The sequence below is a fragment of the Pasteurella sp. WM03 genome (assembly GCF_004570945.1).
Classification (GTDB): Bacteria; Pseudomonadota; Gammaproteobacteria; order Enterobacterales; family Pasteurellaceae; genus Rodentibacter.
The window spans coordinates 167,324-179,135 of sequence record NZ_SPPO01000006.1; the positions used below are offsets into that span (position 1 = coordinate 167,324).

The 11,812-nt window shown below is 41.5% G+C and carries 10 protein-coding genes; all 10 read left to right on the forward strand.

All coding sequences use genetic code 11. The features are described 5' to 3' along the window. Nucleotides 1–48: 48 nt before the first annotated feature. Nucleotides 49–315 carry a YihD family protein gene (locus tag E4T92_RS07810; protein WP_077543013.1) on the forward strand — a complete coding sequence of 89 codons (267 nt, stop codon included), beginning with the start codon at nt 49–51 and terminating at the stop codon, nt 313–315. Nucleotides 316–324: 9 nt separating this feature from the next. Then, nucleotides 325–930: a DsbA family protein gene (locus E4T92_RS07815; protein ID WP_077543012.1), complete on the forward strand. Its 606-nt coding sequence runs from the start codon at nt 325–327 to the stop codon at nt 928–930. A gap of 56 nt (nt 931–986) precedes the next feature. Then, nucleotides 987–1,322, forward strand: a complete 336-nt coding sequence (locus tag E4T92_RS07820) for a DUF413 domain-containing protein (protein ID WP_077543011.1) — start codon at nt 987–989, stop codon at nt 1,320–1,322. Between the two features lie 139 nt (nt 1,323–1,461). Continuing rightward, on the forward strand, nt 1,462–2,553 hold the full coding sequence (gene trmA, locus E4T92_RS07825; protein ID WP_135094158.1) for a tRNA (uridine(54)-C5)-methyltransferase TrmA: 1,092 nt from the start codon (nt 1,462–1,464) through the stop codon (nt 2,551–2,553). Beyond that, nucleotides 2,535–3,308 (forward strand): class I SAM-dependent methyltransferase, encoded by a 774-nt coding sequence (locus tag E4T92_RS07830; RefSeq protein ID WP_135094159.1) that lies wholly within the window; start codon nt 2,535–2,537, stop codon nt 3,306–3,308. Before trmA ends, E4T92_RS07830 begins: the two co-directional genes overlap by 19 nt. Then, entirely contained in the window at nt 3,302–3,745 is a 444-nt protein-coding gene (locus E4T92_RS07835) for a SoxR reducing system RseC family protein (protein ID WP_135094160.1), read from the forward strand. Before E4T92_RS07830 ends, E4T92_RS07835 begins: the two co-directional genes overlap by 7 nt. Nucleotides 3,746–4,043: 298 nt before the next feature. Beyond that, nucleotides 4,044–4,301: a hypothetical protein gene (locus E4T92_RS07840; protein ID WP_135094161.1), complete on the forward strand. Its 258-nt coding sequence runs from the start codon at nt 4,044–4,046 to the stop codon at nt 4,299–4,301. A 131-nt stretch (nt 4,302–4,432) separates the two neighbouring features. Further along, nucleotides 4,433–4,945: a molybdopterin-guanine dinucleotide biosynthesis protein MobB gene (mobB, locus tag E4T92_RS07845; protein ID WP_135094162.1), complete on the forward strand. Its 513-nt coding sequence runs from the start codon at nt 4,433–4,435 to the stop codon at nt 4,943–4,945. Beyond that, a complete protein-coding gene (locus E4T92_RS07850; RefSeq protein ID WP_135094163.1) occupies nt 4,942–6,333 on the forward strand; it encodes an MDR family MFS transporter in 1,392 nt (463 codons plus the stop codon). The genes mobB and E4T92_RS07850 overlap by 4 nt, the downstream gene beginning before the upstream one ends. A 174-nt stretch (nt 6,334–6,507) precedes the next feature. Further along, nucleotides 6,508–11,812 (forward strand): ESPR-type extended signal peptide-containing protein (locus E4T92_RS07855; protein ID WP_135094164.1); only part of this gene is annotated, 5,305 nt, incomplete at its 3' end.

Consider the following 11,812-nt stretch of genomic DNA (forward strand, 5'->3'; position numbering starts at 1 on the left):
TTCAAGTATCATCTAGCCTTATTTTTCTATATAGGAAAGGAAATAGCAATGAAATGTAAGCGTTTAAATGAAGTTTTGGAACTTTTACAGCCCTATTGGTCTAAAGAGCCGGATTTGAGTTTAATGGAAATTTTGCAAAAAATTGCGAATGAGTCCGGTTTCAAAAAGCCATTAAATGAATTAACTGATGAAGTGATTATTTATCAGTTAAAAATGGACGGCACGGATAAATACGAACCTATCCCCGGGCTCAAAAAAGACTATGAAGAAGATTTTAAAACGGCACTGTTAAAGGCTCGTGGCATTATTAAATAAGGAAAGAAAATGAAAAAATTTTTACTTGCATTAGGTGCATTAATTTCAGTAAACGTACTGGCGGCAGACTTACAAGAAGGTAAACAATATATTCAAGTGAGCCAACAAGCCACAGTACAAAAAGAAGTGATTGAATTTTTCTCTTTTTATTGCCCTCATTGTTACTCTTTTGAAATGGAGTACCATATTCCTCAACAAGTCAAAGATAGTTTGCCGGAAGGCGTTGTCTTTAAACAATACCACGTGAATTTTTTAGGACGCGAGTCTGAAAACTTAACCCGAGCTTGGGCGTTAGCCATGGCGTTAGGGGTAGAGAATAACGTCAAAGCCCCTTTATTTGAAGCCGCACAAAAAGATCGTTTAAAATCAATGGACGATATTCGTGCTATTTTCTTAGATAACGGTGTAACAGCAGAACAATTCGATGGGGGAATCAATAGTTTTGCGGTAAATGGATTAGTGAACAAGCAAGTGAATGCGGCTACTCAATTTGATGTACGTGGCGTGCCGGATTTTTATGTCAATGGAAAATTCCGTGTGAATCCTCAAGGCTTAAATTATGATGATTTTGTCAAGGATTATGTCGAAACCGTAAAAGGTTTATTGCAAAAATAACGAAAAATTGGTTTAATGCGTGCCGTTTTTAACCAATGAAATAAAGAGAGATGATCATGGCTGCAAGTTTTAGTGTTACTCGTCGTTTTTTTGACGATAAAAACTATCCACGCGGATTTTCGCGTCACGGAGATTACACCATCAAAGAATCACAAGTGCTTGAACAATACGGTCAAGCGTTTAAAGCCTTGGATTTAGGTGAACGTGAACCGGCAACAAAAGAAGAAAAAGAGTTTGTTGCATTCTGTCGTGGAGAACGTGCTCCGGAGACTTTCTTTGAAAAAACATGGCATAAATACTGCACTCGCATTAGCACGACCAAACGTGTTTACACCCTCTCGGGGGATGTGAGTGAGGCGGCATCCGGTGGTGATGATTATTCCGGCGAATAAGATTCATACAAAGGCAGGCGGAAGCCTGCCTTTTGTTTTTTAGATAAGCGTGAAATTCACAATTGATAATTTCTATCGCCTATTTCTCATACGTGAATGAAGTTATCTGGCACATTCTACTGATACTATATAAATTGCTATGCAACTCCCTATTTCCCAATACATCGAATTACTGCAAAAAAAACAAGAGAAACTGACCGCACTTTTGCGTCCATTTAATGCGCCAACAATCCGGCTATTCGGTTCTCCGGTCAGCCACTATCGTATGCGGGCTGAATTTCGCATTTGGCATGAACAAGATGATTTTTATCATATTATGTTTGATCAAAGCACACGTAAACCTTACCGAGTGGACGAATTTCCTATCGCAAGTCGGCTCATTAACCAAATGATGCAAACCTTGCTTCCTTTGCTCAAACAACAAGAAATTTTGCACAAAAAATTGTTCCAAATTGATTATCTCAGCACGTTGAGTAATCAAATGATTGTCAGCCTTTTGTATCACAAATCGCTTACAGAGGAATGGCGACAATCAGCGGAAAAGTTAAGAGGGCAGCTTATTGAGCTAGGTTTTGATGTTCAATTGATTGGGCGAGCAAGTAAACAAAAAATTTGCCTTGAACAAGATTATGTCGATGAAATCCTACCGGTGGCGGGGCGAAATTATGTGTATCGTCAAGTAGAAAACAGTTTCACCCAACCAAACGCCGTGGTGAATTGTAAAATGTTAGAATGGGCAATAGATTGCACTGCAGGGAGTGAAGGCGATTTACTTGAACTTTATTGTGGGAATGGCAATTTCTCGATTGCCTTAGCACAAAACTTCCGTAAAGTCCTTGCCACGGAAATAGCGAAACCCTCTGTGGCAGCGGCACAATTTAATATTGCAGCAAATGACGTCAATAATTTGCAGATTATTCGCATGTCCGCCGAAGAATTTACCCAAGCGATGAACGGTGTTCGTGAATTTAATCGCTTGAAAGGTATTGATCTCAAATCCTACGAATGCAATACGATTTTTGTCGATCCCCCTCGTGCGGGGCTTGATCCTGACACGATAAGATTAGTGCAAAATTACGATCGCATTTTGTATATTTCCTGCAATCCATACACCTTATGCGATAATTTGCAAGAACTGTCTAAAACCCACCGTATTGAAAAAGCAGCGTTGTTCGATCAATTCCCTTATACCGATCATATGGAAAGCGGCGTATGGCTAATTCGCAAGTAGGTATTCAACTTATTTCGGCATCTACCGAAAAAACATGGGCAGAATTGACCGCACTTTGTGCGGAAAAAGGCATTGTTCACGATGATAAAAGCCCCCTTGCCCTAGTACAAACAAATGAACGTTTGGAATTACGTAAATTAGATGAACCCAAACTAGGGGCAGTTTATGTGGATTTTGTGGGGGGAGCGATGGCACATCGCCGAAAATTTGGCGGGGGACGTGGTGAAGCGGTAGTCAAAGCAGTCGGAATTAAAGGGAATGAATTGCCAACAGTGATTGATGCCACTGCGGGATTAGGGCGTGATGCCTTTGTCTTAGCCACTATTGGTTGCCAAGTGCGTTTGGTCGAACGTCACCCCGTTGTGCATTTACTGTTGCAAGATGGCTTACATCGTGCCTATCAAGATGAAGAAATTGGGCAAATGCTACAGCAAAATTTGCGTTTATTAACGGTTCGCCATATCAATGAATTAACTTCTGAAACGGCGTATGCCGATGTGGTTTATCTTGATCCTATGTATCCACACAAACAAAAATCCGCCTTAGTAAAAAAAGAAATGCGAGTGTTTCAGCATTTAGTTGGAGCAGATTTGGATGCAGACGAACTGCTAACCCCTGCGTTACGATTAGCTCGAAAACGAGTGGTAGTAAAACGCCCTGACTATGCGGAATTCCTCGCCAAAAAATCACCGCACTTTAGCCGTGAAACGAAAAATCACCGTTTTGATATTTATTTGGGAGAAGCGCAATGTTAAAAGAAAGTGCGGTTGTCATCAGCTATGAAAATGGTATAGCAAAAGTAAAATGCCAATCTCAAAGTGCTTGCGGACAATGTGCGGCAAAAAACAGCTGTGGCACGTCAAGCCTGTCCGAACTCAACGGCAAACGTGGCGAACATATTTTCTATATAGAAACCATCATACCTCTGCGAGAAGGGCAAACCGTAGAAATTGGCTTAGAAGAGAAATCCATGCTCTATTCCGCCTTATTGATGTACATTGTGCCACTCATTGCTTTACTTATCGCGACCCTATTATCCCATTACATCAGCGAAAATGAATTGATCCAAGCCCTTGTTATTTTTCTTTTTACCGCCCTTTCTTTTATTTTCATTAAACGCTATACCAAAAAACTAGGGCGACAAACAGAATTTCAGCCGACCTTATTACGTGTACTTTCCGGCACTATGTAGCAAATGCACAAAAATAGAAATTTCACCGACATTGTAGGGACACACTGCGTGTATCCGAATTTTAGTATATTGAAATGATTTGATTTTATAACGGACACACGCAGTGTGTCCCGACAAGCTAACCCAAAAACAGATTCGTGCAACTGCTACATAATGCCGGTACTTTCTTGAAAATGTGGAAAAATTTAACCGCACTTTTAATTTTTTCTGCGAAGTTCCTCGCAAATTTGAATATTGGGTAGAGTAAAAGAACATAAAATTAAGCAAAATTCCGCTTTTATTTAAAACGGAGAAAATCATGTTTAATTTATTCCGCTCAACCATTGAGAAAAGCTCATTATCAGCTTGGTCAAAATTCACAGATGATATTGCAAAAGTTGTTATTCTAGCGATGCCTGTTATACTCTGTGACGAAAACTCCCTTTCTTTTAAATGGGTTAATATTGCTTTTTTACTTATCATTACTTATTTTTGTTTAGTGATGGGACGAGAACTTCGCCGATTATCGGGGAAAAATAGTATGGGGCTTACAATTGGTCTTGGCATTATTGCATGAATGGCTGTTGTTAGTGCTATTTGGGTAAAGCATCTCGCAAAAATTCACGATAAATATCATCAACCCCGATTTATCGTTTTTTTACTGTTTGAAAATCGTTAAAGTGTGGTCATTTCTAAGGTTATTTTTATATGCGTGTTCAAATTCCCCTTCTTGGTATCACCGGTTATAGCGGTAGTGGTAAAACGACATTATTAGAAAAACTGATTCCCGAGTTAATCACTCGTGGGTTCCGTGTTTCCGTGATTAAACACAGCCATCATAATGCCCAAGTGGATAAGGAAGGGAAAGACAGTTGGCGAATGAAAGAAGCCGGCTCTGTCCAAGTGATAATGGCTTGCGATAACCGTTGGGCGATGATGACAGAAACGCCCTCACCTGTTTCACTTGATTATTTGGCTCAACAATTTGATCGCACATTAACAGATTTAATTCTCGTGGAAGGATTTAAACAAGAACCGATCCCGAAAATTCTTTTACATCGCCAAGAAATGGAAAAGCCTTTGCCAGAAATTGACAGCGATGTCCTTGCCCTTGCCACCAATTATGCTCTTGAAACCGACCGCACTTTGTTAGATATTAACCGAGTTTCACAGATTGCTGATTTTATTGAAACTTGGTTCAAGTCACAGGAAGTAAAATGACAGAGATTCGCCCTTATCGAGGTTTAGCCAGAGTGGCAGCAATGGCACTTTTTATGCAAAGTCTTGATGCCACTATTTTAAATACGGCATTGCCGACCATCGCCGCTGATTTACACGCCCCGGCGTTTGAAATGCAAATGGCGATCATTGCTTATTCCTTGGCTGTCGCATTATTTATTCCCCTTACCGCATGGGCAGCAGCAAAATTTGGCACACTCACGGTATTTCGCAGTGCGGTTTTTATATTCACCTTCGGTTCAGCAGTTTGTGCCGCCGCTCCTAACTTGGACATACTCATTCTTGCTCGAGTGATTCAGGGCATTGGGGGCGCATTTATGATGCCGGTTGCCCGCTTAGCGATCATTCAATCTGTTCCTAAACATCAGCTTCTCAACGCTTGGAATTTAATGGCAACGGCAGGGTTAATCGGCCCAATCCTCGGCCCTATCTTAGGTGGCTGGTTGGTCATTCATGCAACTTGGCACTGGATTTTTTTAATTAATATTCCCATTGGTATATTAGGCATTTTCACCTCCGGTCGCGTAATGGACAATATCAAAGGCGGTGAAGAAAGGCTGGATTGGAGCGGTTTTTTATTATTTGCCCTAGGCTTAGTGGGATTAACGCTCGGTTTGGATTTAATGGGAGAAAGTCAGCGAAATTTGGTTTTGACTTATGGTTCGCTTATTCTCGGTATGGGTTTATTGACTCTTTATGTTATGTATGCAAAAGGGAATGAACGGGCAATTCTACCGCTTTCCTTATTTCGCACGAGAACATTTAGTTTGGGGATTCTCGCCAATTTATTTATTCGTTTCTCTGCTTCCGGTATTCCATTTTTATTGCCGTTAATGTTTCAACTTTCTTTTGGTTATAGCGCAGAAATGTCCGGTTGGCTGCTTGCACCCATTGCGTTAATGTCGGTGATATTTAAAACCGTTATCGGGCGTATTCTGAATAAGTTTGGCTATAAAACAACCCTGATTTCATCCGCACTTTTAATGGCTGTAGGGATGATTGCAATGGCATACTTAGATAAGCAAAGCGCTCTAGGCTGGATTATATGTAACCTAATGTGGTATGGCGCTTGTATGTCGATGATTTTTACCGCAGTGAATACATTAACGGTAGGCGATCTTTCTCAAACTCAAGCCGGTGCCGGTTCAACGCTACTAAGTATTGTGCAGCAGGTAGGTATCGGCTTTGGGATAGCCGTCTCATCTATTATTTTGAATTTTTATCGCCAACTTTTTGGTCATGAAGGGGAATTATTGCAACAGGCTTTCCGCTATACATTCTTAACCTCATCTGTTTTTGCCATCGCACTCGTCTGGACATTAGCTAAATTACACAAAACGGATGGCGATCATTTACGTGGACAGGCTTAGCGTGGTTGGTTAGACCAGATAATTCTTGTCTGGATTTATGGTTATTTTTTCTATACTCAATATTGAAATTGCGTTAGTATTTGTAGAGATTTTATACAGAGTAGGAATAAGCTCTTCGCAGTGTTTTTAGGTTGGGCTTGAAACGATGTTAGTAGTTTAAAGGAACGTGAATTTATGAACAAAATTTTTAAGGTTATTTTTAACCATACCACCCAGACTTGGGCGGCAGTATCAGAGTTAGCGAAAGGCCATTGTAAATCTTCTTCCAATAATACTGTGGAAGTTTCTGAAAGTAGGGAAGGTAAGTTCCCATCTGTTGGGGGGATTAAAATTATTGCCATGATATCTGCAATGATGATGGCGCCGAATGCTATTGCTGTAAAAGCTAAGCCTAACGAAATTAAATGGGTAAATAGTGAGGGTACATCTATTGCTGCAGGAGATGCCAACGGAGATGCGAATGCGATTGCCATTGGTCGTGATAACGTTGGTCATCAGAAACACGAGTCTGCCCGAGCTTGGGCACCTGGTGCTATTGCGATTGGTACAGAGTCTCAGGTTGGGAAGAGAGTCACGGATGAGGAGTCGCGTGGTGGTATTGCAATCGGGTTTAATGCGACTACGTATGGAAAACGTGGAGTTTCTATTGGTACTAGCTCATTTGCGAATGGCGAAAACGCTACAGCAATAGGTGGAAATGCCAATGCAACCGGTGAAGGCGCTTCAGCTCTAGGGGCAAATACGATCGCAAATGGTGAACGTGCTACTGTTGTGGGAGAAAATGCCAATGCAACCGGTAAAGGTGCCTCAGCTATGGGGGCAAATACAACGGCAAATGGTGAAAACGCTACAGCGGTAGGTGGGTATGCCAGTGCAACAGGTGACGGAACCCTAGCCCTAGGGGGAAATTCAACCGCAAGTGGTGCAGGTGCGACGGCGGTTGGTTTTAATAGCACAGCCAATAAATTAAATAGTGTTGCATTAGGGAATAGTGCCCAATCCATCGCAGATAAAACTATTGTTATCGGTGCTGAGGCAAAAGTTCTAGCAGAAACCCATAGGGAAACGGTTGTGATTGGGTACAATGCAACAGGAAATAGTCAAGAATCTGTCGTTATTGGTGCAAATGCGCAGACTAGAAATCTCCATTCAACTGCTATTGGTATTAATACATTCACAGATTCTCAATACGCAACAGCCATTGGTGCGGCTGCTAAAGTCGTTGCAGGTTCAAAATATGGCACGGCATTAGGTGCAGGTTCAGAAGCTGGCTCAAAGAATACTGTTGCTGATTTAAAATTTAAAAATAGTACAGGCGTTGCAACAACCGCAACTATTGCTGCGCAAACAGCAGACAGTGTACTTTCTATTGGTAATAGCAGCCATAAACGTCAAATTGTTAATGTGGCAGCGGGGCGTGTTTCGCAAGATTCTACCGATGCTGTGAATGGTAGCCAGCTCTATGCGGTAATGAAAAACTCAGGCTTTAATATCCAACAAAACGGCAGTACAAAATCTCGTATTAATAATGACGGTTTAGTGAATTTCACTGATGGCGGTTATACAACCGCAGTGGTGACTGATGACAATAACAGCTCATCTGTCAAAATGGATGTGGTGACACAAGATATTTCTACTAATGCAACAGGGGTGACCAGTGTGTCAGGTACATCAGGTTTAACCACAGCGAAAACCGTATCAGATGCTATTAACAATGCCCTCAATAATTCTAGTTTCTTCATTAAAGCTAATGATGATGCAGGTGAGAAGATCACCCGAAATGGCTCGATCAATATTGCCCAAGGGAAAAATATTAATGTAGAACGTAGCGGTAGCAAAATTACCATTAAGACGGTTGACAATCCAAAATTTACTAATGTTGAGGCAGGTGGTTCATTAACGGTGTCAGGTACGTCAAATTTACGCGGTGATATTCTACTTGGAGGTGAGGGAAAAACGGTTACTTTCCAAGGAAATTCTACTGTAGATATGGGCGGTAATAAAATTATTAATGTGAAAGCCGGTACATCGGCAAAAGATGCGGTAAACAAAGAGCAACTTGATGTAGTAAACACCATTGCTACTAGTGCCAACAATATGGCGACTCTCGCCAATAACACGGCAAATGTAGCGAGTACGACAGCAACAAATGCTAACAATACAGCGAACACTGCGAATGCAACAGCAACGAATGCCAACAACACGGCAAATGCTGCAAACACCACAGCAACAAATGCTAATAATATAGCGAACACTGCGAATGCAACAGCAACGAATGCCAACAACACGGCAAATGCCGCAAATACTACGGCAACAAATGCTAATAAGATAGCGAACACTGCGAATGCAACAGCAACGAATGCGAAGAGTACCGCAAATACTGCATTAGAGAAAGTCAACAAAGGTTGGAATATTGCGACGAGAGGAAATGATGGTACTAATTCAAGTGCTAATGTTCAGATGGAGGAATCCGTCACTATCGTAGCAGGGAAAAACCTCAACGTGACTCAAAGTGATAAAGAGATTACATTGGCAGTGAGTGACTCACCTAATTTCACAAGCATAACAACAACGAATGGTGCAACCGTTGGGGGAGATTTAGTTGTAAATGGTCGTACAACGGTTAAAGACCTCACGGCGAGTGGAGACACTCAGTTAGGGAATATGTCATTAGGGGCTAACTCTAACTTTAATGCAGGCGGAAACCGCTTAACAAATGTTAGTGCCGCAACTCAAGATAATGATGCAACAACGTTAAGCCAAGTAAAAGGTTTGATTTCAAATGCAACCACAAATGCAACGAATATTAATACAACCAATTTAAATTCAACCGATGGTACATTTAACTCCACTTTAACTTCTAAAGGTGAAACCACCCTATCCGGAAATACAACAGTGGGCGGAAAAGATAAAACTTTCAATATTGCTAACGGTACAACCGTCAATATGGGCGGTAACGTGCTCACCAATATTGCAGAAGGGACGAATGCAACGGATGCAGCGACTAAGGGGCAGTTAGATAAAATGGCTCAAAATATCACGAATAATTTGACCGCACTTTCTAACAATCCGTTGACTTTTACCGGCAATTCGGGAAGTACAGCCCGTAAACTTGGTGAAACGCTGACGATTTCGGGAGACAAAGCAACAGCCGGTACTTATAGTTCCAAAAATGTGAACACCGTCGTGACGGACGGAAAAGTTGAAATCCAAATTGCCGAAAACCCGGAATTTGAAACGATGTCTACCACAGGCAATGCCAATATTGGTGGTAACCTGAATGTAAACGGGACAACAACAACCAAAGATTTGAACGTCACGAATAATGCCAATGTTGAAAAAGATCTAACGGTAGGCGGAAATAACACAGTGAAAGGTGATTCAACGGTTGAAGGCACGACCACAACCAAAGACTTGAACGTCACAAACAATGCGACGATTACAAAAGATCTAATGGTAGGTGGAAATAGCACAGTTACCGGAAACAGCACAGTGAAAGGTGATTCAACGGTTGAAGGCACGACCACAACCAAAGACTTAAATGTCACGAATAATGCCAATGTTGAAAAAGATCTAACGGTAGGCGGAAATAGCACAGTTACCGGAAATAGCACAGTGAAAGGTGATTCAACGGTTGAAGGCAAAACCACAACCAAAGACTTAAATGTCACGAATAATGCCAATGTTGAAAAAGATCTAACGGTAGGCGGAAATAGCACAGTTACCGGAAACAGCACAGTGAAAGGTGATTCAACGGTTGAAGGCAAAACCACAACTAAAGATTTGAACGTCACGAATAATGCCAATGTTGAAAAAGATCTAACGGTGGGCGGAAATAGCACAGTTACCGGAAACAGCACAGTGAAAGGTGATTCAACGGTTGAAGGTACAACGACAACCAAAGACTTAAATGTCACGAATAATGCCAATGTTGAAAAAGATCTAACGGTGGGCGGAAATAGCACGGTTACCGGAAACAGCACAGTGAAAGGTGATTCAACGGTTGAAGGCACGACCATAACCACAGATCTTAATGTGACAAATAATGCGACGATTACAAAAGATCTAACAGTAGGCGGAAATAGCACGGTTACCGGAAACAGTACAGTGAAAGGTGATTCAACGGTTGAAGGCAAAACCACAACTAAAGATTTGAACGTCACGAACAATGCAACTATTAGTAACCTAACGGTAAGCAACGGAACGGTGAAGAATTTAACGTCTGAAAATGGCACGTTTACCAATACCCTCACTTCCACAGGTGAAACCAAGTTATTGGGCGATACAACGGTAGGTGGTCAAGGTAAAACCTTTACTGTCAACGGTGGCACGAAAGTGGATATGGGTGGCAATGTTATCAGCAACATCAGCAGCGGTAATATCTCAGCAGGAAGTACGGATGCGGTGACAGGTGGTCAACTTCACACGACTATTCAAAACATTACATCCAGTTTAACCGATCAGGGAATGAATTTTACAGGGAACAATGGTGTCGTTGTCAGTCGTAAATTGGGTGAAACACTTACAGTTCAAGGTAGCTTGGCAGAGAATAAAGAAGCGGATAGTAGCAATATTCGTACGGTTGCTAACGCAACGACAGGTGCGATAGAGATTTTGATGGCGAAAGATCCGACATTCCGTCACTTAACAGCGAGTGGTAATGCGACAGTTGGGGGTGATTTGGATGTAAAAGGTACAACGACGACCCAAGACCTAAATGTGACAGACACCGCGACGATCAAAGACTTAAACGTCACAAATAATGCTAATGTTGAAAAAGATCTAACGGTGGGCGGAAATAGCACGGTTACCGGAAACAGCACAGTGAAAGGTGATTCAACGGTTGAAGGCAAAACCACAACTAAAGATTTGAACGTCACAAATAATGCTAATGTTGAAAAAGATTTAACGGTGAAAGGCAATTCAACGGTTGAAGGCACAACGACAACCAAAGACTTAAATGTCACGAATAATGCCAATGTTGAAAAAGATCTAACGGTGGGCGGAAATAGCACGGTTACCGGAAACAGCACAGTGAAAGGTGATTCAACGGTTGAAGGCAAAACCACAACCAAAGACTTGAACGTCACGAATAATGCCAATGTTGAAAAAGATTTAACGGTGAAAGGCAATTCAACGGTTGAAGGCACAACGACAACCAAAGACTTGAATGTCACGAATAATGCCAATGTTGAAAAAGATTTAACGGTGAAGGGCAATTCAACGGTTGAAGGCAAAACCACAACCAAAGACTTGAACGTCACGAATAATGCCAATGTTGAAAAAGATTTAACGGTGAAAGGCAATTCAACGGTTGAAGGCACAACGACAACCAAAGACTTGAATGTCACGAATAATGCCAATGTTGAAAAAGATTTAACGGTGAAAGGCAATTCAACGGTTGAAGGCACAACGACAACCAAAGACTTAAATGTCACGAATAATGCCAATGTTGAAAAAGATTTAACGGTGAAAGGTA

Bases quoted from the DNA above. Each gene is read 5' to 3' on its own strand.
- E4T92_RS07810 (WP_077543013.1), top strand. From the start codon at position 49: ATGAAATGTAAGCGTTTAAATGAAGTTTTGGAACTTTTACAGCCCTAT.
- E4T92_RS07815 (WP_077543012.1), top strand. From the start codon at position 325: ATGAAAAAATTTTTACTTGCATTAGGTGCATTAATTTCAGTAAACGTA.
- E4T92_RS07820 (WP_077543011.1), top strand. From the start codon at position 987: ATGGCTGCAAGTTTTAGTGTTACTCGTCGTTTTTTTGACGATAAAAAC.
- trmA (WP_135094158.1), top strand. From the start codon at position 1,462: ATGCAACTCCCTATTTCCCAATACATCGAATTACTGCAAAAAAAACAA.
- E4T92_RS07830 (WP_135094159.1), top strand. From the start codon at position 2,535: ATGGCTAATTCGCAAGTAGGTATTCAACTTATTTCGGCATCTACCGAA.
- E4T92_RS07835 (WP_135094160.1), top strand. From the start codon at position 3,302: ATGTTAAAAGAAAGTGCGGTTGTCATCAGCTATGAAAATGGTATAGCA.
- E4T92_RS07840 (WP_135094161.1), top strand. From the start codon at position 4,044: ATGTTTAATTTATTCCGCTCAACCATTGAGAAAAGCTCATTATCAGCT.
- mobB (WP_135094162.1), top strand. From the start codon at position 4,433: ATGCGTGTTCAAATTCCCCTTCTTGGTATCACCGGTTATAGCGGTAGT.
- E4T92_RS07850 (WP_135094163.1), top strand. From the start codon at position 4,942: ATGACAGAGATTCGCCCTTATCGAGGTTTAGCCAGAGTGGCAGCAATG.